The 25,157-nt window shown below is 28.0% G+C and carries 24 protein-coding genes; 17 read left to right on the top strand and 7 right to left on the bottom strand.

What is annotated here, in order from left to right:
* The first annotated feature begins 86 nt into the window (after positions 1-86).
* On the top strand, positions 87-857 hold the full coding sequence (locus ACKTTQ_RS10565) for an XRE family transcriptional regulator (protein WP_408049172.1): 771 nt from the start codon (positions 87-89) through the stop codon (positions 855-857).
* Positions 857-2,236, top strand: a complete 1,380-nt coding sequence (locus tag ACKTTQ_RS10560) for an exonuclease domain-containing protein (protein WP_408049171.1) — start codon at positions 857-859, stop codon at positions 2,234-2,236. Before ACKTTQ_RS10565 ends, ACKTTQ_RS10560 begins: the two co-directional genes overlap by 1 nt.
* Here the strand turns inward: ACKTTQ_RS10560 and ACKTTQ_RS10555 are convergent.
* Together ACKTTQ_RS10555 and ACKTTQ_RS10550 are read right to left on the bottom strand one after the other, a co-directional pair.
* Positions 2,221-3,798 carry an alkaline phosphatase family protein gene (locus tag ACKTTQ_RS10555; RefSeq protein ID WP_408049170.1) on the bottom strand — a complete coding sequence of 526 codons (1,578 nt, stop codon included), beginning with the start codon at positions 3,796-3,798 and terminating at the stop codon, positions 2,221-2,223. The two genes, ACKTTQ_RS10560 and ACKTTQ_RS10555, sit on opposite strands and share 16 nt — an antisense overlap.
* A 103-nt stretch (positions 3,799-3,901) precedes the next feature.
* Positions 3,902-4,270, bottom strand: a complete 369-nt coding sequence (locus ACKTTQ_RS10550; protein WP_113787127.1) for a winged helix-turn-helix transcriptional regulator — start codon at positions 4,268-4,270, stop codon at positions 3,902-3,904.
* A 223-nt stretch (positions 4,271-4,493) separates the two neighbouring features.
* Here ACKTTQ_RS10550 and ACKTTQ_RS10545 point away from each other — a divergent pair, with 223 nt between their 5' ends.
* The 3 genes from ACKTTQ_RS10545 to ACKTTQ_RS10535 all read left to right on the top strand — a co-directional run bounded on the left by ACKTTQ_RS10545 (position 4,494) and on the right by ACKTTQ_RS10535 (position 6,537).
* Positions 4,494-5,174, top strand: a complete 681-nt coding sequence (locus ACKTTQ_RS10545; RefSeq protein ID WP_113787128.1) for an NAD(P)H-dependent oxidoreductase — start codon at positions 4,494-4,496, stop codon at positions 5,172-5,174.
* Between the two features lie 242 nt (positions 5,175-5,416).
* The gene (locus ACKTTQ_RS10540) at positions 5,417-6,043 is read left to right on the top strand and encodes a TetR/AcrR family transcriptional regulator (RefSeq protein ID WP_408049169.1); all 627 of its coding nucleotides are present in this window, start codon (positions 5,417-5,419) and stop codon (positions 6,041-6,043) included.
* An 8-nt stretch (positions 6,044-6,051) separates the two neighbouring features.
* Positions 6,052-6,537, top strand: coding sequence for an Mpo1 family 2-hydroxy fatty acid dioxygenase (locus tag ACKTTQ_RS10535; RefSeq protein WP_113787129.1), 486 nt, complete (start codon positions 6,052-6,054; stop codon positions 6,535-6,537).
* Between the two features lie 15 nt (positions 6,538-6,552).
* Here ACKTTQ_RS10535 and ACKTTQ_RS10530 read toward each other — a convergent pair whose 3' ends face one another.
* Together ACKTTQ_RS10530 and ACKTTQ_RS10525 are read right to left on the bottom strand one after the other, a co-directional pair.
* A complete protein-coding gene (locus ACKTTQ_RS10530; protein WP_158530846.1) occupies positions 6,553-7,662 on the bottom strand; it encodes an acyltransferase family protein in 1,110 nt (369 codons plus the stop codon).
* A gap of 107 nt (positions 7,663-7,769) precedes the next feature.
* Positions 7,770-8,645, bottom strand: coding sequence for a LytR/AlgR family response regulator transcription factor (locus ACKTTQ_RS10525; RefSeq protein WP_113787131.1), 876 nt, complete (start codon positions 8,643-8,645; stop codon positions 7,770-7,772).
* A 387-nt stretch (positions 8,646-9,032) separates the two neighbouring features.
* On the opposite strand from ACKTTQ_RS10525, the gene ACKTTQ_RS10520 reads away from it, so the two are divergent.
* The 7 genes from ACKTTQ_RS10520 to ACKTTQ_RS10490 all read left to right on the top strand — a co-directional run bounded on the left by ACKTTQ_RS10520 (position 9,033) and on the right by ACKTTQ_RS10490 (position 14,432).
* Positions 9,033-9,314 (top strand): hypothetical protein, encoded by a 282-nt coding sequence (locus tag ACKTTQ_RS10520; RefSeq protein ID WP_299133914.1) that lies wholly within the window; start codon positions 9,033-9,035, stop codon positions 9,312-9,314.
* A gap of 245 nt (positions 9,315-9,559) precedes the next feature.
* A complete protein-coding gene (locus ACKTTQ_RS10515) occupies positions 9,560-10,372 on the top strand; it encodes an SDR family NAD(P)-dependent oxidoreductase (protein ID WP_113787133.1) in 813 nt (270 codons plus the stop codon).
* A 7-nt stretch (positions 10,373-10,379) separates the two neighbouring features.
* A complete protein-coding gene (locus ACKTTQ_RS10510) occupies positions 10,380-11,222 on the top strand; it encodes a DUF4437 domain-containing protein (protein ID WP_113787134.1) in 843 nt (280 codons plus the stop codon).
* The gene (locus ACKTTQ_RS10505; protein WP_408049168.1) at positions 11,222-12,076 is read left to right on the top strand and encodes an AraC family transcriptional regulator; all 855 of its coding nucleotides are present in this window, start codon (positions 11,222-11,224) and stop codon (positions 12,074-12,076) included. The genes ACKTTQ_RS10510 and ACKTTQ_RS10505 overlap by 1 nt, the downstream gene beginning before the upstream one ends.
* Before the next feature lie 102 nt (positions 12,077-12,178).
* Entirely contained in the window at positions 12,179-12,514 is a 336-nt protein-coding gene (locus ACKTTQ_RS10500) for a nuclear transport factor 2 family protein (protein ID WP_093871179.1), read from the top strand.
* 18 nt (positions 12,515-12,532) lie between these two features.
* Positions 12,533-13,384: an enoyl-CoA hydratase/isomerase family protein gene (locus ACKTTQ_RS10495; RefSeq protein ID WP_093871180.1), complete on the top strand. Its 852-nt coding sequence runs from the start codon at positions 12,533-12,535 to the stop codon at positions 13,382-13,384.
* 271 nt (positions 13,385-13,655) lie between these two features.
* Positions 13,656-14,432 carry a 2OG-Fe(II) oxygenase gene (locus ACKTTQ_RS10490; RefSeq protein WP_408049167.1) on the top strand — a complete coding sequence of 259 codons (777 nt, stop codon included), beginning with the start codon at positions 13,656-13,658 and terminating at the stop codon, positions 14,430-14,432.
* 343 nt (positions 14,433-14,775) lie between these two features.
* Here the strand turns inward: ACKTTQ_RS10490 and ACKTTQ_RS10485 are convergent, their stop codons facing one another.
* Complete coding sequence (locus tag ACKTTQ_RS10485) at positions 14,776-15,390, bottom strand: DEAD/DEAH box helicase (RefSeq protein WP_408049166.1); 615 nt, start codon at positions 15,388-15,390, stop codon at positions 14,776-14,778.
* A 211-nt stretch (positions 15,391-15,601) separates the two neighbouring features.
* Here ACKTTQ_RS10485 and ACKTTQ_RS10480 point away from each other — a divergent pair, with 211 nt between their 5' ends.
* Positions 15,602-16,201: a DUF6642 family protein gene (locus ACKTTQ_RS10480; protein WP_113787140.1), complete on the top strand. Its 600-nt coding sequence runs from the start codon at positions 15,602-15,604 to the stop codon at positions 16,199-16,201.
* A gap of 80 nt (positions 16,202-16,281) precedes the next feature.
* On the opposite strand, the gene ACKTTQ_RS10475 is transcribed toward ACKTTQ_RS10480, so the two are convergent.
* A complete protein-coding gene (locus ACKTTQ_RS10475; RefSeq protein WP_408049165.1) occupies positions 16,282-16,977 on the bottom strand; it encodes a LytR/AlgR family response regulator transcription factor in 696 nt (231 codons plus the stop codon).
* On the bottom strand, positions 16,977-17,768 hold the full coding sequence (locus tag ACKTTQ_RS10470; protein ID WP_408049164.1) for a sensor histidine kinase: 792 nt from the start codon (positions 17,766-17,768) through the stop codon (positions 16,977-16,979). Before ACKTTQ_RS10470 ends, ACKTTQ_RS10475 begins: the two co-directional genes overlap by 1 nt.
* 208 nt (positions 17,769-17,976) lie before the next feature.
* On the opposite strand from ACKTTQ_RS10470, the gene ACKTTQ_RS10465 reads away from it, so the two are divergent.
* From ACKTTQ_RS10465 to ACKTTQ_RS10450, 4 genes are all read left to right on the top strand, one after another.
* A complete protein-coding gene (locus tag ACKTTQ_RS10465; RefSeq protein ID WP_408049163.1) occupies positions 17,977-18,864 on the top strand; it encodes an ABC transporter ATP-binding protein in 888 nt (295 codons plus the stop codon).
* Positions 18,865-18,866: 2 nt separating this feature from the next.
* Positions 18,867-22,157, top strand: coding sequence for an ABC transporter permease/M1 family aminopeptidase (locus ACKTTQ_RS10460; protein ID WP_408049162.1), 3,291 nt, complete (start codon positions 18,867-18,869; stop codon positions 22,155-22,157).
* Positions 22,158-22,396: 239 nt separating this feature from the next.
* On the top strand, positions 22,397-23,518 hold the full coding sequence (locus tag ACKTTQ_RS10455; RefSeq protein ID WP_408049161.1) for a vWA domain-containing protein: 1,122 nt from the start codon (positions 22,397-22,399) through the stop codon (positions 23,516-23,518).
* A gap of 66 nt (positions 23,519-23,584) precedes the next feature.
* Positions 23,585-25,048 carry an AAA family ATPase gene (locus ACKTTQ_RS10450; RefSeq protein WP_408049160.1) on the top strand — a complete coding sequence of 488 codons (1,464 nt, stop codon included), beginning with the start codon at positions 23,585-23,587 and terminating at the stop codon, positions 25,046-25,048.
* Positions 25,049-25,157: the final 109 nt, after the last annotated feature.

Raw genomic sequence — 25,157 nt, 5'->3', positions numbered from 1 at the left:
GCGCCTTATAATAGTAAGCTAATTAATTCTATATTTTATTTAGATAAACTACAATATGTAGCAATCCTTGCTTATATTTGTAGCAAATGAAAAATATATCAAAAAACATACGTCATTTAAGGCATTTAAGAGAATTAACTCAAGAGCAATTTGCAGATGAGATACATATAACTCGATCAAGAGTATCTTCATATGAAGAAGGTCGCTCTGAACCTCCTATTGAAACATTAATAGTCATTTCAAATTATTTTAAATTACCAATAGATATTTTAGTAAAAAATGATTTAACTTATTCCAAAGAAACTTCTTTCATTGAAATAGGAAATCAAAGAATATTATTTCCAATAACAGTTGATAGTGAAGATGATAATTTAATAGAAATAATACCTACTGAAGCTTCGGCAGGTTATTTATTAGGGTATAATGATCCTGAGTACATAGAACAATTACAACGAATTAAATTACCTTTTTTACCTGTAGGAAAACATAGAGCTTTTCCAATCAAAGGTGACTCAATGCATCCAATGAAAGATGGCTCTTTTGTTGTAGCCAGTTTTGTTGAGAGTATTGACGATGTAAGAGATGGAGTTTCGTATATTTTAGTTACAAAAAATGATGGAATTACTTATAAGAGAGTCTATAATAAAATTGAAGAAAACAATACTTTGTTGTTAGTTCCAGATAATAAAAATTACGAAACATATAATGTTCCTATTTCTGAAGTAGTTGAATTATGGGAGTTCACTTGCAGTATTAATACTCAAGAATATGATGAAAGAGATTTGAAAATTAGTAGTATAGCAACTATGCTAACTCAATTAGGTGTTGAATTAAGATCTTTAGCCAAATTAGAATAATGAATTATGCTGTAGTTGACATAGAAACCAATGGTGGTACTAAAATTACTGAAATAAGTATTTTTATATATGATGGTGAAAAAATTATAGATGAATTTACTACACTTATAAATCCTTGTACAACAATACCTGTTTTCATTACAACACTTACTGGTATAGATAACTACATGGTAAGAGAGGCTCCAAAATTTGAAGAAGTTGCAAAAAAAATACACGAAATAACTGAAGATTGCATATTTGTAGCGCACAATGTTAATTTTGATTATAGAATAATTTCTAAAGAGTTTACTTCATTAGGTTTCACTTTTAAAAGAAAAAAACTTTGTACAATTAGATTATCTAGAAAACTTATCCCTAATAGAAACTCTTATAGTTTAGGGGAAATTTGTCGATCTCAAAATATTGAAATAAAAGATAGGCATAGAGCTAGAGGAGATGCTGAAGCTACTGTAATTTTATTGGGTATGTTATTAGAAATTGACGAAAAGAGTACTGTTATTAACAGCTTTTTAAAAGCGAATTCTAAAGAAGCTACATTACCGCCATTATTATCTAAAAAAGTTTTTGAAGAATTACCTCAAGTTCATGGGGTGTATTATTTTTGGAATAAAAAGAAGGAAATTATATATGTAGGTAAAGCTAATAATATTAAAAAACGTGTTTTAAGCCATTTTCATGATAAAAAGAAAAAGGAGATGGATATGTGCATGAATATATCTAATGTTACTTATGAAAAAACAGGGAATGAATTAATAGCATTATTATTAGAATCTTCAGAAATAAAAAAGCACTATCCTAAATTCAATAGAGCGCAGAAAAAAAAATCACCTAACTATAGTTTATTTAGTTATACCGATAGAAAAGGAATAGTTCATTTAGCATGGAATAATTCAAAAATGATACAGGATGCTATTTATAAATTTTATTCTTTAAGTGAGGCTAGAAGTTTTTTAGAAAAACTATGTGAAGACTATGAATTGTGTCCTAAATACTGTCATCTACAAACAAATACTCAAAGTTGTTTTCATTATAAAATAAAAGAATGTAGAGGCATTTGTGTAGAAGAAGAAGATGTTAATAATTATAATCAAAGGGTTTTAAAAGCTATTGAATCTTTAAAGTTTAAAAATAATGATTTTATCATCAAATTAGATGGTAGAAACATCAATGAAAAAGCCTTTGTACTAATAGCGAACAATCAATACAAAGGATTTGGATATTATAAAGAACAAGAAGCTAATAGTATTGAAACAGGAGTTTATCTTGATAATTTAATACCTCATAATAATACTAATGAAACTAAAAAAATACTTAATTCATATTTAAAGAATCATACTTCTATTCAAGTATTGGAATCACAGAATTACTCATTTGAATAAGTATAATACCTATTATGTAGTTCATTAATGTATGATGTTGCTTCTTTTTCTGATGCAAAACTTGGAGTTTTTTTATTTTCACCAGTCTCACGATTATGTTTATCTGTTAACGCTGCTGCGTGCATTTGTTGTATTTGAGAGGCGTGATCCTCGATTTTTATTGCTGAGTTTGCTTTAGGAGGAACAATACCTTTCATAGGGTTATCAGTTCTTGGAATTTTTAAGGTAGCTACATCTAAAATATGTGGTGCAGCTTTATCTCGTTCAGTTAATGGAGATAATTCAAACATCTCTTCTAAAGTTGCTAATATTGAGGTATGATCTAATGGAACATCACTTTTAGTTCTATATACAGTTCCTGCTTCAATTTTTGGGGAAATTAATACAGTAGGTACACGAACACCATAACGATCAAATTCAAATCCAAAAGCCTTAGAAACTGCTGGTGGAGAAGTGGCTGTATTTGGAGGAGTTACATGGTCATAACAACCACCGTGCTCATCATAAGTAACAACAAGTAAAGTATCTTCCCAATAAGGAGATGTTTTTAAGGCATTATAAATTTCTAATAAATATTGTTCACCATCGGCAACATTATAGTTAGGATGTTGACTATTTCCTTTATGTCCCCAAATTGGTTCAAGAAACGTATAATCTGGAAGTTCATTATTGGTTAAAGCATTTTCAAAATCTTCAAAAGCTCCAACTTTACAGCCTTTTGGTAATTGACCAATAACTTTTTTCCCTTCTTTATTTGTTGTACTTGGAATATCTTGGCAAAATGCTACAGTATAAGGTTTACCATTGTTGCCAAAAATTCCCCAAGTTTTATCATTATCCATTAAGTGCTTAAAAATACTTTTAGCACTATAAGAATGTATTTCATCATATAAGTATCCTTGAGAAGTTCCCATATGGGTAAAAGCTCTATTTGGTAATGTTTCAGTTGGGGCAGAGCAGTACCAATGATCACAAACAGCATAGTTTTTCGCTAAACTAGATAAAACAGGTAGTGTTTCAGGAGTAAACATTCCCATAATGTCTTTTCCTACAACACTTTTTAAATCTGGTACATGCTTAGAATGTTCTTTAGGTTTTGGAGTATTATACCATTTTTTATAAACATCACTTTTATAGTCGTATTTGCTTTTTACAGTTTTGGTAGATGTTATTTTATCCGTTTTAGGATTCTCCATTTTTTCTAGTGGAGCGTTATCAATGGGATTCTCAAAATCTAACACAAAACCTTGATTAGGAGCAATACCCTTTGGAAAGGGCTTTTTTTCAGCTCCAAATAATTGATAATTTGTATTAGCAAAACCTTCACCAGGATCTTTTTTAGGCATAAAATAGGCATAAGGATCAGTAGGGTCAATTTTAAAAACCTTTACAGCATCTCCATTTCTATCTGGGTTTGTTTCTTTTCCTGTTAAACCTTCAAAAGGTTGTTTTGTTAATGGTGAAATATTATTTTTATAAAGAAATCCCAACATGCTATCAAATGAACGGTTTTCGAACATCATAACTACTACATGTTTAAAAGGTGATTTTGAAAGTGCCATAAATCATATTTTAATGAAGTGAAAATATATGAAAATTATAAAATACTGACAACAAGTATTTTATAACGAGTAATTAGAGTGGGTAAAAGTAGTTAACTAAAATTTATTCAATAATTTCTCCCTTTTCATTAGCAACAATCTTACCCCAATTTGCTATCGAAGTTAATACTGGAGTTAAACTTTTGCCAAAGGATGTTAGGGCATATTCTACTTTTAAAGGTGGCTTCTTTGTATAAACTTTACGAGATATTAATCCATCTTTTTCTAGCTGTTTTAATTGCAAACTTAAAGTACGTTCAGTTATAGTTGAAATTAATTTATAAAGCTCATTATAACGTTTTTTACCATCAATTAAGTAAATTAAAATTACACTTTTCCATTTACCTCCAATTAATTCCATTGCAATACTTGTAGTACATGAAAATAACTTATCATTATACTTTATAAGACATTTTTTATGTTTTATTTCCATAAATTTTGCTTTTACAATTACAAATATATCAAACTATATTTAATATTTTAACTATACAAAGTATAGTAGATTATTTGTGTTTTAATTGATTGTTAATTAGTGTTTTGTGAGTTTTTGTGTATACTATCATTTTTGACCGTTATTGTATAGTTAATGAACTATCTATATTTTTGTCACTATACTTTTGATAGTAAGCTAATAATAATAATAAAATTAAATGATTATGAGTACAATAAAACCTAGTATAGCTAAAGATGACATTTTAAATGCATTTAAATATAGACATGCAACAAAAGAATTTGATAATATAAAAACTGTATCGAAAGAAGATATAGATTTTATTCTTAAAACAGCCAATTTATCACCTAGCTCATTTGGTTTTGAACCTTGGCATTTTGTAGTGGTACAAGATAAAGAGCTACGTGAATTATTGAAACCAGTTGCATGGGGAGCGCCATTAAAGTTGGATACAGCCAGTCATTTTATATTAGGATTAAGCATGAAAACGCCTATGGTAAAACATGATTCAGAGTATATTATGCACATGATGAAAGATATTAAACAGCTTCCTGAAGATGTTATTGAAATGTATTCGAAATTTTATAGAGAATTTCAGGAACGAGATTTTAATTTAGATACCGACAAGAAATTATTTGATTGGTCATCAAAGCAAACTTATATTGCCTTAGCTAATATGATGACTTCTGCAGCATTAGTAGGTATAGATAGTTGTCCTATAGAAGGATTTCACCAAGAAAAAGCAGAGCAACTTTTAAAAGAAAAGTTTGAAATAGATACTGATAAATATGGTTTATCATTTATGGTTGCTTTTGGTTATAGAAAAACTGCTCCAGCACATGATAAGTCTAGAAGAGATCTTAAAGATATTATCACCTGGAAATAAATATCATTAATTAGTGATAAATATGACTAATTAATCTAGAGTTTAAAGTATTATAAAGGTTATTAAATTTATTTTGATAGCCTTTTTTAATTGATCATATATACTAAATCTATATTACTCATTCGTTCCTGTTTCTTAGTGAAGCATAATAATTAAATTGTAAAATTAGTAAGTGTTTACTAATTTTTGTTTTTATTTAGTAAAATGTAGCTATATTTGAATGTGATTTCAATACTATGTTTTTGAAAAATAAAATCAAATTAACTGCTATTGAACTGTTTAACCAACAAGGTGTATCAACAGTTTCAATGAAACAAATAGCTGATTCAATAGGAATTAGTGCGGGGAATCTTAGATATCATTATAAAGATAAAGCGGCTTTACTAGAAGTTATTTATAATGAAATGTACAACGAAACCTTAAACTATATCCTTCCAAAAAATTGTTATATCACTCTTTTTCATTTTGAAGAAATGATGCTGAAATTTGATAATTTACAAGAACGTTACCTATTTTTTTTTAGTGATGTAGTACATATATTGAAAACATATACAACTATTTCAAAAGCATATCAAGTCTCAAATTTAGTGCGCTTTAAAGAGGGACGCAAATTAATCGATTACTATATTGAATCAGGTAGGCTGAAGCCTGAAAATGATAATATTGATTACGATAAAGTTATTTATTCTATATGGATGATCAGCACCTTTTGGCAATCACAAAAACAAGTAATAGCTTCCAAAAAATATAAAGTAAATAAAGGTCATTCGATGCAAATGTTATGGAATATTCTTATGCCTTACCTTACAAATAAGGGTATGAATGAATATTTAGAATTAAAAAAATTTGTACCTCAAAAAAATAATTAGACAAAACCATGAGAAAAATTGAATCATTATTAGAAGAATATGCTGTAAGCCATCAAACTACATTTAATAAGAAAATACATTACGTATGTGTGCCTCTAATTTTTTTTAGCATCATAGGATTACTAGCAAGTATACCAGTTCCTAATAGTATTACCAATTTATTTCCTAAACAGTTAATATCGTATATAAATTTTGGAACACTAATAGTTTTATTCGGACTAATGTATTATTTAAGGTTATCATTTATTCTCTTTTTAGGAATGTTATTCTTTTCAATACTTGTTCTTTTAGGGATTAACCTAATAGTAAAAGCTGATTTATTACCTCTATGGAGTATAATGCTAATTATCTTTGTACTTTCATGGATCGCTCAATTTATTGGGCACAATCACGAAGGTAAAAAACCTTCATTTTTGAAAGATATTCAATTTTTAATGATTGGTCCTGCTTGGACATTGAGTCACCTGTTTGATGCTTTTAAAATTAAATTTTAGTACTAAAATTTTAATCTAACTTTTACTTTTCATCCCAAATACGAATCTTGTTATTTTAAAAGGGTATATAAAAATTCTATAGATTAGTATAGTTAATGGAAAAGATGTAAGAATCAACAAGAATATTTTTGACAAAATACTAAAGTCAAGCGAAATAATATAGTATCCTACTATTATAATTATGGTTTGGTGTAAAATATAAAAAGGATATATAGCTTCATTACACTTATAAAGAAGGATACTTTTTTTGTTAAACAAAACTTGTCCATAACCAAGTAGTGTTGTTACAAAAGTCCAACTTAACATAGTACAAACTAAATACCATAAACTCCACCTGTTACTTATTGATAAATAGGGTGATATATATTCACTTGGCAATAAATAATACCCATAAAATAGTATAAAGCTAATAATAAAAGAGGTTAAATTGAATTTCCGATGTGCTATTAAGTAACTCCAACTTTTTTTTGAAGAAGTAAAAATCATTCCTGAAATAAAAAAATAACCATAATAAAAAGTAGAAGAAAGATTTGTAATATCTTTTGAATCGGATGGATATATTTTTTTTAGTAAAATTGTAATTATAAGTAAAGGTAATCCAGTTACTAAGATTCCATATTTATTAGCTGAAACTTTGTCAAATAAAGAAATTAATTTATCAGATCTAGTTGACTTCAAAAACAAAATCAAAGGAATTAGTATAATAGATAAAATAAATAAATTCTCAATAAACCATAAATGATTTGTTTCAAAATCTCCATTTTTATATACTTCAATATATGAACTATATTTATTTATATATTGAAAATATGTTTGTGGAGGAACAATAAAAAGAGTTCCAAAAATAAGAGGAATTATTAAACGTTTACTTCGTTCTTTAATAAATTCTAACCACGTTCTTTTTGAAAAAGCAAACATAGTTCCTGTACCAGAAATTAAAAACAATAGCGGTAATCTAAACTGTTCAAAAAGCACCATTATATCATCCAGTAATTTGCTAGATTCAGAATTCATAATATGAAAATCATCACCATTAAAAGGCATTCCAACATGATGAAAATATACAGCAAGTATAGCTATTACACGTAACCAATCTAAATCATATCGACGTTTTTTATCAATCAAAATAATAAGTTTTTTGTTTATTGAGCAAACATAAAAACAAATTGAAGGCCTTTAATTGAATTGTGATATATAACAAGCTAAAGTGACGAAATACAAGAGATATTATCTTAAACTTTAGAGTAAGCGGTATTAAATTTAGTAATATTAGAACGTGATACAGGTACTTTTAGAGAGCTGTTTTTTAAAACTAATTCATAACCTTGAGCATTTCCTGAAATTGAATTAATTTTATTTAAATTAACCAAATAAGAGCGATGCGTTTTAAAGATATTATGAGAAACTAATTTTAATTGTTCTTCAAGATCTTTTAGAGTTACACGAATTAATGTTTTATGAATTTTGTTAGTTGAAAATGTATAAACTTCTGTATAATTACTTTCTACTTTTGCAAAGAGAAAATCTTTAATTTTAAGTTCAAAACAGTCTTCAGACATACTGTTTTTTATAGAAATTATTAAATTATGAGAGGTAGAGTCAAAATTAATAGGTGTTATTTCTTTTAAACTTGCCTTATGTTTATTTATTAAACGCTCTAAATTAATTGGCAGTACAACTACTAATAAAAGAATACCTATTAAAAACGTGTTTCTAATTTCTTCCCAAAAATATTTAAAAGACCAATTATCTGGATTGGTATAAATTAAATCACGTATTAAAAAACTAGTAATACCAATAACCAATAGAATCATTGAAAGATGGAATATTTCTTTTCCTAATGTCCATATTTCAGTATCTTTTTTTGAGTTATTTAATAGAATGAAATATAAGTAAGCAATTGGAAAAGGCGTAAATGCATGGATAAGCAATATCCAAAAATAACTTATTTTATGTTCATTGACATTAACAACAAAAGGTTCAAAAAAATATGAAAATAGAAAACTTAAAATAGAAATAAATAACAATAATAAAAGTAACCTATCACTTTTTTCATAATAATAGGGGTAAGGTTCTTTGAGGTAATTTTTAATTTGAGCTAACTTCATTCATCGGCTAAATTAATTTTTTAATTGAATTTATTAGTTTCAAAGTTCATTATATTTTATAAAACTTTAGCAAAAGGTAATACATGTTTTCAAAATTAAAGATATTAACTACTAAATTGTTAAAAAAGATATTTGATATATAGCATTTGATAATTTGAATTAAAGAGACTTTTGAAGCTTTATAATTAGCGTGTTATTAGTATATTTAGTATTTACAAATTAAATATATAATGCAAACTAGAGATTATGATTGCTATATTTATATAGCATCTACAAATAGGTTTTAGGCAGCTAAACGATAATGGAGATACTATATTTATTGATAAAGAGACAGATGGGTATTGTAATATGTATGCTAATAATATAGTTGTAAGTTTTTTACATTCTATGAATAAAAAACAGATAAATGCAATTCACTATTTTGAAAATAATCATCCAAAAATTTTTGAAGTCCTAGTTAATCATCTATCTAATCAATTTAAATTACCGAAAGACGAATTAGGATTTAAATGTATTAATATACTTGATCTATTCATAGATGATTTCAGTATTGTTGAGTATATTTTTATAAAGGCGAATAAAGAAAAAATAAAGGTTAAAATGTTTAAAAGCATAATAGTTAATGAACAAGTAAAAAAAGGTTTTTTAAAGAATCAGTTATCAAATTAAAATCTTTTTTCTTAAAATAGAATAGTAAATATTCTGTATACAGAATATTTTAATCTTTGAATAAGTGTTATTACATTTTATAGTTTAACAAAGGGGGAAACATCTTATTATGATTAATTAAATCCTTGTTTTTTACTGAAACTACATTAATTTTTACTGGAAAATCCATGAGTCATCTAGGTATATTTGTACCTTATAAATAAAAACTAAGACATATTCACTTAAAGTGTTTAATAAGAAATATCATGAATAAAACCATTTTAATTACAGGGAGTACAGATGGAATAGGGAAACTTACTGCTATTCAATTTGCAAAAGATGGTCATACAATATATATTCATGGAAGGAATAAAGAAAAATTACAACGTACAATCCTAGAAATAAAAGAAGTTTCAGGAAATAAAAACATAGGTGGTTTTACTTCTGATTTTTCAAATTTAGATGATGTTAAACACATGGCGAAGCATATTAATAATGAAATTCCTAAATTAGATATCTTAATTAATAATGCGGGTATTTTTAAAACTACAGCAACTAGTAATTTCAAAAATTTTGATATTAGATTAGTTGTTAATTATTTTGCTCCTTATCTTTTAACCAATACTATTCTTCCAATTATAAAAAAATCTGAAGCGCCAAGAATTATTAATCTAAGTTCAGCAGCACAATCACATGTTACTGATGAAGCTTTAGCGGGTATGGACATTCAAAATAGTAGTGAGGCTTATTCTCAAAGTAAACTAGCATTAACTATGTGGAGTTTTTACTTTGCTAAAACAAATTCAAAAATAATGACAATCGCTGTTAATCCAGGTTCTTTATTAAATACTAAAATGGCAAATGAAGCTTATGGACAACATTGGTCCTCAGCAACAAAAGGATCAGATATAATTTATGATTTAGCAGTTTCTGAAGAATACAAAAATAGTACAGGTAAATATTTTGATAATGATAAAGGAAATCCAAAAGGTTTTTTTGCTCCTGCTCATCCAGATGCTTATGATGAAAATTTAATTTTAGCATTAATAACAAAAACTGAAGATATTATAAATAACTAATTGATTTATGAAAAAAACAGTAATATTATTCATGTTGGTATTTACATTAATCATGTGTAAATCAAGAGAAAAGAAAGAAGAACCAATAAGTATTATACCTACAAATAAAGTCCTTTTATCATCTGAAATAGAATGGGAAGTACTAAATCCAGCAAGAGGAGACCAAAGTCCACAAGCTGGTACCATTTGGGGAGATAGAAAAGGAGAAGTATCAACTGGTTTTTTAGCGAAATTTGTTGACGGTTTTTCTTCGCCACCTCATATTCATAATGTCACTTATCGAGCAGTGGTTATCAATGGGTTCATACATAATGATGATAAAAATGCTAAAAATATGTGGATGACACCTGGTAGCTTTTGGACACAACCAGAAGGCGAATCACATATTACTTCAGCCAAAGGAAAAGAAAACATCGCATTAGTAGAAATTGACCATGGTCCATATCTTGTAAAACCAACGAGCGAAGCCTTTGATAATGGCGAAAGACCTGTAAATATAGATACTTCTAACTTAGTTTGGCTGAATAGCGATAAAACAAATTGGGTTGCTTCAAATAGTAAAGCAGAAATTAGTTTTCTTTTAGGGAATAAAGATAATGGCTTAAAGAGTCTTTTTATAAAGCTTCCAAAAAGATATAATGGAACAATAGAAACAAATGGAACGGTTTTACATTCAGTTGTAATTAAAGGCCTGATAAATTATAAGATACCTCAAAGTCAAGAAATAAAAGTTTTGGATGCAGGAAGTTATTTTGGTTCAACAGACAAATCGATACATACAGTTTTGAATAGTACAGAAAGAGAGATTATTATCTATATACGCACCAATGGGGATTTAAAAATTAATTAATGTCAAGAACTATATTTGAAAATATCGTAATTCAAAAATTTGAACAGGCAACATCGTTGGACTTTTGTCAATACACACCTATACGTTTTTTTGAAATTTTACATATAGAAAAGGGTTCAGGAACAATTATAATCAATAATCATAGAGTAAAGTATAACGACAATGAACTATTCATTTTAATTCCTAATGATCAATATAATTTAGAAATTGAAACACGAACTACAGTTTCTGCTATAAAATTTCTAAATAATTTTTTTAGTACTTTTAGTTTAAATGAAAATGAAGTACAACGAAAAGATTGGTTCAGAAGAATAGAAACAATCCTACATAATTCTGACAGAACATCACATTTAAATATACAATTTAAAACAGATAAAAGTAGTTTGAATTTGTTGTTTACTGTGTTGTGTAACGAATACAATGATGAAAAATTGAAGAATGAAGTTGTATTAAAATCTACTTTACATACGATTTTACATATTATTTCTAGAAATGTAAATTTTATTTCTTCAAAAAAATCTAATTCTAAAATTCAAGATATTATTAATTATATAAATTATAATATTCACAACCCAGAAAAACTTACAAAAAAGGAATTAGCAAATCAATTTCATTTTTCAGAAAATTATATTAGTCAATATTTTAAAAGTAAAATGAATGTTGGTCTAAAAAAATACATTCTTAATTACAAATTAAAACTAGCTGAAACACGCTTAAAACATACCGATTTAACAATTACCGAAATTGCCCAAGAATTAGGTTTTACTGATAGTAGTCATCTTGATAAAACATTTATAACTTATAAAGGAATCACTGCTAAAACTTATAAAAAAAGCTTGAAAATTATCGATTAATTTTAGGTTCCTCTTTTTTTACTAAATCCTCATTTTTTCTTACTAAACCTTAACACTATACTCAAAGTAAATTTGCATTATAATTTTTAAACAATAGTTATAATGAAAAATTCACAAGAAGTTTTTGAAGCACATATGATGGCTGTAAATATGTTATATCCTTCAAAGGTAATGGAGGATTATTCGCATGATGCGATTTTTATTACGCCAGAAAATACCTATAAAGGAAAAGAAGAAATTTTCAGTTTTTATAAAGAATTCTTACCAAATTTTGAAGGTTTTCAATTTAATACTATCAAACAAGAAACCAATGATAATGTAGTTTATTTCGTTTGGAATGGAAAAAATCAACATTTAGATATACAACTAGCAACCGATACTTATATCATTGAAAAAGGTAAAATAAAACAACACACATTTGCAGCAATTAATAATTAATTTTTAACTATAAATACAATGGATTACAAAAATTTTCAAACATTTAATACAGAACAAAAAGGAGGAATATTAACTGTAGATATTAATTTTGGGCCTGTTAATGTGCAAGGTCAAGAAATGTTAGCAGACTTAAGCAGTTTATGTCTTCGATTAGAACGAGATAGAAGTGTTAAAGTAGTTGTATTTCAATCATCAAATCCTGGTTATTGGGTTTGTCATTATGATACCAACTTGTTAAGAGATATGTCAGAAGAAGCAGTGCCAAGAAATGAAGTTAAACTACTTGATTTACAATCTGTACTAGAACGATTAAGTAATGTACCACAAGCAACTATAGCAAAAATTGAAGGTTTTGCTCGTGGTGGTGGGCATGAAATGGCTTTAGCTTTAGATATGCGTTTTGCAGCTCGTGGTAAAGCAAAATTCATGCAAATGGAAGTAGGTATGGGTATTTTACCTTGTGGTGGTGGAGCATCACGTATGGCAAGACAAACTGGTTTAGGAAAAGCTCTCGAAATTATTTTAGGAGCAAGAGATTGGGATGCTGATGAGGCAGAAAAATTTGGTACTATTAACAAAGCATTAGATGCTAATGAAATTGGTGTATATGTAGATGCATTAGCAGAACGAATCTCTAAATTTCCAGCAGCATCTATCGAAGCTTGTAAACGTGCAGTTTATGCTTCTATCGATTTGCCAATTTCTGAAGCTTTAAAAGAAGAGGCCTATCAATTATTTCAAGCTACTAGTAAAACACCTGCAATCAAACGTTTTACAATCGCTGATGAAAATGGAGCACAATTTGATCACAATAATCAGAAAAACTGGGAAAACATGTTAATTGATTTACAAGAAATTCAAAGAGAATAACTATTGGCAACTAAGATTAATTAATAGTAAAAACGGATGTTTTTATAGTAAGTAAAAGCATTCGTTTTTAATAAAAACATTTAAATAAAGAAAAATGACACATAATAATGCACTCGCACAAGCTCGTGCGCTTACTTTACCTTCTCGTGAAGCTTCACTACAACGAAAGTCGTCTGTATCTTATTTTTGGAATAGTAATCGGAAGTTATTAGAAAATGCATGGGCAGAATGGGAAATCGAAAATAAAGAAAATTTACTAATTCCTGATGAAATGCTACTTGACTCAAACTTGCGACAAGTTATTAATGAAGCATGGAAAAACCCAGAAAAAGAAAATGCTGTAGCTGATTTATGGAAAGAAATTATTCCTGGGGTTTATTCTACACAGTTTTTTGACGTTGAACGCTTAACAGAATTCCGAAATTATTTAGAAGCTATAGTATCTTCGAAAATTCCTGTTCGACCACCATATGGTATTCAATTAAATCGTTATGGTATTATGCTTGACCCACGCTCGGATGGGTACTTAGCTGCACCTAATTTCCAAGTTTTTTATAATGATATAATGAACCGCTATATGCGTCCGATTGCTCGTTTACTACTTGGTACTTACGGTTATGATAACCAAACATTTGGTTTTTCAATTCAGTACAACCCTGAGAAAGATAAAGATTTGCATGCACACACTGACGCTTCAGCAGCTACTTTGAATATAAATATTAATTTACCTGATGAAAAATTTAAAGGCTCACAAGTTGATTTCTATGATAAGATTTCAAGAAAAACTGTACAAACTGTTTTTGAACCAGGTAAAGCAATAATTCATAGTGGTAACATCGCACACGCAACACATCCAATCATCAGTGGTCAGCGAAGTAACTTGGTCGTGTGGCTATATGGAAACCGTATGCAAATTCCCCGTGGAGGAGTAAGTAGCTACGGTAGTGTTGATAACTCAGTATTTACAGAAATTAAAAAAGAAAAAATTAGTTCTCACCAACGTTGGAGCTTACCAGACAGTCCTAAAGATACTTTTGCTCCATTTTAAAACTTGAAGTTTATAATCTAAATTTGTTTATGATGTTTTTTGAGAGTCTAATTAAGTTAGTAGTAAATGTAGAAGCGGTCCTTGTAAGTATAAAGTAAGGTATTATTTAGAAAAATCGTAAAATATTTATACAAAAAAGAATTACTAAATAAGTAGCATCCTGTATTTGAGAAGAAGTGGTATTCGATTACTTGTTTATACTAACTTCTATTGCCCCTATAATGTTTATATGAACTCTTTAAATTTAATTAGTTTAACTTACTACGATATATGAAAATTTACAACTTTATTTTGTGTTTACGTACTATTAAAAAAAGTATGTAATTTCTAAGCTTTATAATAATTACTTTACAGAAATATTTGCAGGGTAAAGCATAAAATAATTGTCTAAATTTTGTATCGTGGTATTCATTTTTTCTAAATAAATAACATATTGACATTTATGAATACTTTGAGTAATAGATAATACATCAGAAATTACAGACTTGTTAGCTAAATATTCAGCATCATCAAAACTAACTATTTTTAATTGTGTAGTATTTACTCCCTCTAATAACAATAGTTTGTTCATAGTTTTAGGAGTAGTAATTAAAATATCTACTCCTTCAAATATTTCTGATTTAAGTAAATCTATATGCTCTCTTTCATCACAAACATAAACACGTAATGAAGTACTTTTTGTAAACTTTAAAAAAGCATTGTATAATTCTAATGCTTTTTCATTATTCTCCACAAGGGTAACAGCTCTAGGTGCAACACCTACTTCTTTACATTTTAATTTTTGCATTGTTGTAAGAATCAACGCTGTTGTTTTACCACTATTTTTAGGAGCAACACAAAATAAATTTTTACCACTTTTTATTACTGGAATACTTTTAATTTGAAAAGGAGTAGGGGTATCAAAATCTAATTCTGATAATTTCTCTTTTATATTAACATCAAGTTTTTTAAAAGGCATAATTAGGTAAATAATGTATTTGATTATAAAAATGAGTATTATAAATACTACTCCAGTGTTTAAAGTAAACAGTTACAAATTTAAGTATAAATCTAATTAAAAGTACACATGATTTGTTAGAATGTTTCCTGAATTTTACACAAAATACTAAAAAAAATAAAAGAGTTATATTATTTTTGTGCTTTAAAATAGTTTGAATAAATCCTGAAATTTGTTAGAGAAAACACCACAATTATACCAAGAACAATTTACTAATACAGACTATTTTATATTCTGTTTAGAAGCGGTTGATGATATAGAAATGGAGACGTTTACCGAAACACAAAAAAAGTTAGAACAATTAACCATGCAATATGGAGTAGCAAGTATTTACAAAACTTGCGACACTATTGAAGGGCTAGAAGTTAGCTTAAATACATTGGTTTTGGATGATCATAATTTTAAAGACTATGAAATAATATACTTAGTTATAACAGGTGAAGCAAACAGTATTTGTTTAAATGACTACTATTATAGTTTACAGGAGATTGCAGAAATTTTTGAAGGTAGGTTAAATGGAAAGATTTTGCATTTTTCAAATGCCAAAGTATTAGATTTAGACGAAGAAGAAGCTCAGTATTTTTTAGATATCACTGGAGCTAAAGGAATTTCTGGCTACGGAAATGAATTTAATGGAATTACTAGCTCAGATCTTGATAAAGTATTCTTTAACTTGTTTAAAAAAGACGAGAATATGTTAGCTATTGTAGAAGAATTATATCAAAGACATTATAAACTTTGTAAGTTACTTGATTTTAGATTGTATTATTAAAAAACAACATTTAAAGAAGCTATTCTAATTTATCTGAAAATTAAGTTTTTTTTGATAAAAAAAGTATAATATTTAGATCTCTAATTTAAAATTTTAATAAGATTGACTTTGTATAATTTCCCAATAGGAATTGTATGTTCTCGAATGTGTATTCTATTCCCATCAATTTTATTAATATATTTTATAGCTATCGCAAATGATTTGTGCACTTGTAAAAAATTGTCTGAAGGTAATGTTTCTAAGACATCAGATATTTTTTCTCTTATGGTAATGATTTCATTTATTAAAACAATTTTAGTATAATTTCCTGAAGCTTCTATAAATAAAATAGTGTCTATTTCTATTTGTATATACGACTTATTCTGACGCAAAAAAATACGCTTTATTTCTGAGGTATTTTCATCAATACTAGTGCTTTTTGAAACAGTATTTGAGTCATTTATTTTGTTTACAGCTTTTAAAAAACGTTCAAAACTAAATGGTTTTAAAAGATAATCTATAACATTAAGTTCATAGCCTTCTATTGCAAACTCACTATAAGCTGTAGTAACTATAACCTTAGGTGGGGCTGTAAGCGTTTTTAAAAAATCAAATCCTTTTAACTTTGGCATATTTATATCTAAAAAAATTAAATCAACTTGATGAGTGTTTAAATATTTCAAAGCTTCTAAAGCACTATAACAGTTTTTTTGCAGCTTCATATGCGGTAACATTTCACAATATTCCATTATAATCTTATGGGCTATATGTTCATCATCAATAATTAAGTATCTCATTATTTTATCTTTAAAGATAGTGTAACTTTATAAGTATTAGTATTTTCACTTAAAACAAGTGTATGCTTTTTGGGATATATCAATTCTAATCTTCTTTGTAAATTTTTTAAACCAATTCCTTGATGATTAGGTTTCTGATGTAATTCAAAATTATTTTCAATGTCAAAACTTACTTTATTATTATTTTCGGTTAAATAAATATGGATATAAGCATCTTTTTCTAAATTTTCTAATCCATGCTTAAAAGCATTCTCTACTAAAATAATAAACAACAAAGGCATAATTTTAGCTTGAGGATTTCCAATTTCAGAATTAAATTGAATATCAGACTTTTTATGGTAACGAATTTCTTGAAGTTCAATATAGTTTTTTAAATAATCTATTTCTTGTTTGAGGGTTACCCAATCTTTTCCTCCCTCATAAATACTATATCGCATCATATCAGATAATTTGAGTACCATATCCCTTTCTTTAGAACCTTTTTTCATTAATCCATATAAATTATTGAGGGTATTAAAGAAAAAATGTGGATTAACCTGACTTTTTAAATGTAGTAATTCTGTTTTTTCTTTTTCATTCTTTAATTTAATAATGGATTTAATTTGTTTAAAAATCCAATGTGCAATTGTGATAAATAAAATAATGAAGTATAAAGCAATAAACTCTACAAATCCTTCAATTTTACCAAAAGTGTCATTAAAAATTACAAGGATAAAACCTACAATTACAAGTGTAATTTTATAAAATCGGTTTAGAATTTTCCTTTTTCTATCAGATATTTTCAACTTCATATGTCAATATTAAATAAATAAACCTCCTCCTACAAATTAGTTGATAAATAATGGTTAGAAAGGGGTAAATACTTATTTAGTAGTGATGAAATACGTTTATACTTTCCAAAAGTGTTTGCGTCACACTTAACAAGAGGTGTGTCCCATTTCCTTTTTCGTATTAGGAATAGCTTATAGGTTTGCGTTAAATAATTAATCAAAAAACAGTATGGAACTTATTATTGATAATTTATCAAAAACCTATTCTAATGGAATTAAAGCATTACAAAACATTTCATTAAACATACCTAAAGGCATGTTTGGCTTGTTAGGTCCAAATGGAGCTGGAAAATCTACTTTAATGAGAACTATTGCTGCATTACAAGAAGCAGATACTGGAACTATTACTCTTGGTGATATTGATGTATTAAAACAAAAAAATGAATTACGACAAGTGTTAGGCTATTTGCCACAACAATTTGGTTTATATCCTAAAATATCTGCAGAAGTATTGCTTAATCATTTTGCTGTATTAAAAGGAATTACAAATAAAAGTGAACGTAATGAACTAGTAAAAGCACTTTTGTATAAAACTAATCTATACGATGTAAGAAAACAAAACCTTAAAGGCTATTCTGGAGGTATGAAGCAACGTTTTGGTATTGCACAAGCGTTACTTAATAACCCGAAGTTACTCATTGTAGATGAACCTACAGCAGGATTAGATCCTTTAGAACGAAATCGATTTTACAATGTTTTGAGTGAGTTAGGTGAACATACTGTAGTTATCTTATCTACACATATAGTTGATGATGTTAAAGAGCTCTGTACAAACATGGCAATTATTAATCAAGGTAAAGTTTGTTTAAAGGGGCAGCCACTTGAAATACTAGAGAGTTTAAAAGATAAAGTTTATAAGAAAACAATTGAAAAAGAAGAATTAAAAATTTACAAAGAAAATTATAAGGTAATTAGTGAAAAGCTATTTCTAGGAAAGCCAACTATTCATATATTAAGCGATAAGAATCCGGGAGGTGGATTTTCTCTAACCAATGCAGAACTAGAAGATGTATACTTTTCTAAAATATTTAGTAATACTAACTCTAATTCTAACTAATTATGTGGTACAATATTTTTAAGTTCGAAATACAATATCGAATTAAACGTCCAGATACCTATGTGTTTTTCTTATTTCTATTTCTATTTTCAATTGTTGGTGTAGATTTTATTTTCCAAGGTTCAGAAATGGGATTAATGAAGAAAAACTCACCCATAGTTATAGCAAAAACTATGGGTGCTATTACTGGAATATTTATGATTCTTGCCTCAATGATTATGGGCGTATCTGTATTAAGAGATTTTGAGTATAATATAGAGTCTTTACTGTTTTCTACTCCTATCAATAAAAAAGATTATTTAGTAGGTCGATTTTTAGGATCTTTTACTGTTTTACTATTTGTGTTTTCAGGTGTTTTATTCGGAATGATAATAGGTGAATTTATGCCATGGCATAGCCCAGATAGCCTGTTAAAATTTAATGTAATTGTATATTTAAAGACATTTTTAATAATAACCTTGCCAACCTTATTTTTTGGAGCATCTTTATTTTTTGTTACTGGTGCTTTAAGTAGGAACTTAATTGTTGTTTACACACAAGGTATCATTTTGTTTGTAGTATTTATGCTAACCAAAGCAATTACTAATCCGTTTTGGCAAGCCATTTTAGATCCATTTTCATTAACTACTACCACTTTTATTACACAATCATGGTCTACTTTAGAAAAGAGTACACAATACCTTCCATTTTGGGGAGCACTTATGTATAATAAATTGTTTTGGCTATTTCTAGGCTTCATAGCGTTGACATATGGTTATAAAAAGTTTAATTTTCATGTAGTTAAAGAAAAGAAATCAAGAAAAAAACAAGTAAAAACATTAGCCGTTAAAGGAAGTAATGAAAATGTAGACATTGTAATACCTAATGCTAAAAAAGAATATGGTTTATTAGCAAAATGTATACAATTAAAACAATTTTCCTGGTTTTATTTTATAAGTATTTGCAAACAATCATCATTTTGGGGAATTGTTATTTGTGGTATGATTATAATTCTTATAAACTCAGTAAATCTTGGAACCGTATATGGAGTAGATAGTTATCCTGTAACTTATTTTATTGTTGATGAACTTAAAGAAACATCCATTTATTTCTTCATTATTCTTTTAGTATTTTATTCGGGAGAATTGATTTGGAAAGAAAGAAGTGCTAAACTACATATAATTTATGATGCCACACCAATGTCTAGCTTTATTAACTTATTGGGCAAGTATGTTGGATTAAATTTAGTTTACGTGGTATTAATGATAGCCTTAATAAGTTCAGGGATTATATTTCAAACAATAAGTGGATATTATAAGTACGAGTTTCAAGTTTATTTTTATGGTTTTTTTCTAGAAATTTTACCTTTTTTAGCGTTATACACATGTGTAGCATTTTTTATTCAATCGGTAATAAATAATAAATTTGTTGGTATTTTATTTGTAATTATATTCTTCATTTCCAATATTGCTTTTGGGTTATTTGGTTTTGATCACGATTTGTATTTCTTTGGAGGTAGTTCATTAAAAACATATTCAGCTATGAATGGATATGGTCATTTTTTAAAACCATACCTCATTATTAAATCTTATTGGTTGCTATTCGGACTACTACTACTAATCATTGCTTCTTCAGTACATGTTAGAGGTACAGAAACCAACTTTATAAAACGAATAAAAGCTAGTAAATACAGAGTAAGCAAACCATTTTTCAAATTCGCATGCTTAGTTTTTTTAGCATTTATAACTATTGGAAGCTTTGTATTTTACAATACAAATATTTTAAATAAACACTGGAGTGATTCTGAAACCACCGCATATAGAGTAGCTTATGAAAAAGAACTAAAGCAGTTTGAATATATACCACAGCCAAAAATTGTAGATGTAAACCTTCAATTAGAACTTTATCCTTCAATGCGAAATTACCTAGTAGAAGGCTCATATATATTGAAAAACACAAATACTGTAGATATTACATCAATTCACATTCAAAAACTCATAGAAGAAAACGTTACGTTGCATAGTATTTCTTTTGAAGGCGGATTCACTATTAATCATCAATACGAAAAATTTGACTATTTAATTTTCAACCTTACAAAAACATTAAAACCAGGTGATTCTGTAAAAATGTATTTCAAGCAACGTTTTACTACAAAAGGATTTGAATTAGGAAACTCTAATGTAAACATCAACAACAACGGAACATTTTTTAACAATTCTGATCTACCTACAATTGGATATAATAGAAAATATGAATTAAGAAATGCTGATGAACGTGAAGAAAATAAACTACCATTAAGAAATAATAAATCTGATAGAGATAATACTAATGAATTAGTAAATGCTAGGTCAGGTAGTGACTCTGATGGAATTAATTTTGAAATGATTATTGGTACTTCAAAAAATCAAACAGCATTAGTACCTGGGAATTTATTAAAAAAATGGACAAAAAATCATCGCAACTACTTTCATTATAAAATGGAAATTCCCATAATCAATTTTTTCTCCATTGTTTCGGCAGTATATGAAATTGAAAAAGACACATGGATTTCTAGTAAAGATTCTATGAATAATAAGCCAGTTGATCTTGAAATTTATTATCATAAAGAGCATAGCTATAACATTGAACGTATGATGACTTCAATGAAAGTTTCTTTAGAGTATTATACCAAAAATTTCAGTCCTTATCAATATAAGCAACTACGTATTATGGAGTTTCCAAATTATGCTCAATTTGCGCAATCATTTCCAGGAACCATTCCATTTTCAGAATCTATAGGCTTTGTTTTAAATATTGATGATAAAAAAGATGTGGATATGGCATTTTACGTAACAGCACATGAAATTGCCCACCAATGGTTTGGTATGCAGGTTGAAGCAGCAAATGTAAAAGGCAGAAACTTTATTTTAGAAACATTATCACAATATGCTGCTATGATGGTTTTAAAACAGAAGTATTCAGAAGAAAAACTACTTCAGTTTTTAGAAACTCAAAAAGAGATTTATAAAAAAGGAAAAGATAGAGAAGCAGTCGAAGAACCTTCATTGGCATTGGTAGAAAATCAAGAGTATGTATATTATGCTAAAGGAACAATCAATATGTATCAATTTCAAAAAATAGTAGGAGAGGAGCAAGTAAATAAAGCGCTGAAGAGCTTTTTGAATGATTGGAATACCATCAATGGTAAATTGAAAATAACTACAAAAAGATATGCAACTACTCATGATTTAATAGGATATTTTAGAAAGGTTACACCAGATTCTCTTCAACATATAGTGACTGATTTGTTTGAGAAAACAACGTTCAAAGAATAGTAATTTATTATTTTCTAAACATAAAATATTTAAAAGGAAGAGAACTTATGTAAATACGATAGCGGATTTAAAAAATAAATTCCAAATATTTCTATATGTAAAATAGGATTGTTTGGAATTTATTACTCCTTTTACTCTAAAATATATATCCATAGGTTATTTGTATTTATAAACGTTACAAATAACAGTAATCTATGATATAATTGGCATAAAAATACAAATATCCGTATTTTTATGGTATGGCTAAACAGTTTAACAAAGGGTTACGTTTTAAAAAATTCAAGGAAAAAGAAATCCCACTTTTCGATAAACTCTTTGATATTTTCAAAGAATTATTAACCTATACTTCAGGAGATTTTGATGAGGCTTTTGAATGGCTAAAACAATTGGATGTAGAATATAGTTTAACTACTCCTGAATATACACTTGATGACTTTTTAGAAGATCTAAAAAATAAAGGCTACATAAAAGAAGAATTGGAAGATGGTACTGGAAGTTCAAAAAATAAAATTACTTCTAAAACAGAACAAGCACTGCGTCAAAATGCCTTAAATCAAATTTTTGGAAAATTAAAAAAACGGGGTGCTGGAAATCATAAAACCAAAGCTATTGGTAGTGGAGATGAGCATACAGGTGAATTTCGAAATTTTCATTTTGGAGATTCTTTAGATCGAATTTCGATGACTGAAAGCATAAAAAATGCGCAGATTAACAATGGTATTGGTAATTTTTCCTTAACGGAACAGGATTTAATTGTACAAGAGACGAATTTTAACGCGCAAATGAGTACCGTTTTAATGATTGATATTAGCCATAGCATGATATTGTATGGAGAAGACAGAATTACTCCTGCTAAAAAGGTAGCAATGGCGTTAACAGAACTTATTAGAACCCGTTATCCTAAAGACACTATGGATATTTTGGTTTTTGGTAACGATGCTTGGATGATTTCCGTTAAGGACTTACCATACTTAAAAGTAGGGCCTTACCATACGAATACTGTTGCAGGGCTTCAACTTGCCTTGGATATTTTGCGAAGAAAACGAAATACTAATAAGCAAATTTTTATGATTACGGATGGTAAACCTAGCTGTTTACGTATGGCTGATGGTACGTATTATAAAAATAGTAATGGCTTAGACAAGCATATTGTAGAGAAATGCTACAATATGGCTGCACAAGCTAGAAAATTGCATATCCCAATAACTACCTTTATGATTGCAAGTGATCCCTACTTAATGCAATTTATCGAGCATTTTACAAAAGCAAATCAAGGAAAGGCCTTTTATACTGGTTTAAAAGGTTTAGGGGAAATGATTTTTGAAGATTATGAACAAAATAGAAAAAGAAGAATACGATAAATTTAATATTATACATTATTAACAAAGAAATATCCTTAAAAAGGATACTATACTAGAATATACAATATGAATCATCAAGATATAAATACATTAGGTGAATTAAAAGCTACAGGATATCAATCTATTTCCATAAAAAACGAGTTAAGAAACAATCTAATAAATAAATTAAAGCAGCAAGAAACAGTTTTTACAAACATATGGGGCTATGAAGATTCCGTAATCCCTGAATTAGAAACTGCTATTTTATCGAAACACAACATTAATCTTCTAGGATTACGAGGTCAAGCAAAAACAAGGTTAGCACGTTTAATGATAACTTTGCTAGATGAGTATATTCCTATTGTAAAAGGTTCTGAAGTAAATGATGATCCATTACGTCCTTTATCAAGATATGCCAAAGAACTAATAGCTGAACATAAAGACGATACACCAATATCTTGGATACACAGAGAGGAACGATTTTTTGAAAAATTAGCAACTCCCGATGTAACTGTAGCCGACTTAATTGGCGATGTAGATCCTATAAAAGCCATGAATTTAAAACTGAATTATGCAGATGATCGTGTAATTCACTTTGGGATGATTCCAAGAGCTAATCGTTGTATTTTTGTAATTAACGAAATTCCCGATTTGCAAGCCAGAATTCAAGTATCCTTATTCAATATACTACAAGAGGGCGATATCCAAATTAGAGGGTTTAAATTACGTTTACCTTTAGATGTTCAGTTTGTATTTACAGCAAATCCTGAAGATTACACTAATAGAGGGAGTATTGTAACGCCATTAAAAGATCGTATAGGTTCACAAATTTTAACGCACTACCCAAAATCTATAGAAATAGCTAAAAAAATTACTGCACAAGAAGCAACCTATCTTCAAGAGCAAAAAAACAAGATACATGTACCAGAACTTGCAAGAGATATAATTGAACAACTAGTTTTTGAAGCGAGAAAAAGTGAATATGTAGATTTAAAAAGTGGTGTAAGTGCCCGAATGAGTATCTCAATCTTTGAAAATCTTTTAAGTACTGCTGAAAGAAGATCTTTGTTAAACGAAGAAACGAATACCTCGGTTCGTGTATTAGATTTTTTAGGAACTATCTCTGCAATTACTGGAAAGATAGAGTTAGTTTATGAAGGAGAACAGGAGGGAGCAGATATGGTTGCACAAATACTACTCAATAATGCGATTAAAACTATTTTCAATACCTTATTTCCAGAAATAAAGAAATTGAAAAAGGAAGGAGAAGCATCACCATATGACGCTATATCATCATGGTTTTCTTCTAAATATGCTGTAGAATTATTAGATGATATGGATGAAAATTATTTTAGAGAACAGTTAGATTCGATAGCACCTTTAAATCTTTTAATTAAAAAATATCAACCTGAAGTTTCTGAAAAAGATATACCTTTTATGCAAGAATTTATACTTTGGGCATTGTCCGAATATAAGATTTTAAATAAGGAACGCTTTAACACTGGTTTTCAGTTTAATGATCCATTAGCCAATTACATTAAAAAAATTTAGTACTTCTTTAAATAGCTATGAGCATTCAAAATTCAAGGTGATAGGTTATATTTATCAGGATAAAAAGGGAAATTATAATATAGCTTTTCAAAAAATAGTTGATAATGTA

The sequence above is a fragment of the Tenacibaculum halocynthiae genome (genome assembly GCF_964512825.1).
GTDB classification, from domain to species: Bacteria; Bacteroidota; Bacteroidia; order Flavobacteriales; family Flavobacteriaceae; genus Polaribacter; species Polaribacter halocynthiae.
The sequence above is the reverse complement of the archived record's forward strand: the minus strand, read 5'-3'. Positions and strand labels throughout refer to the sequence as shown.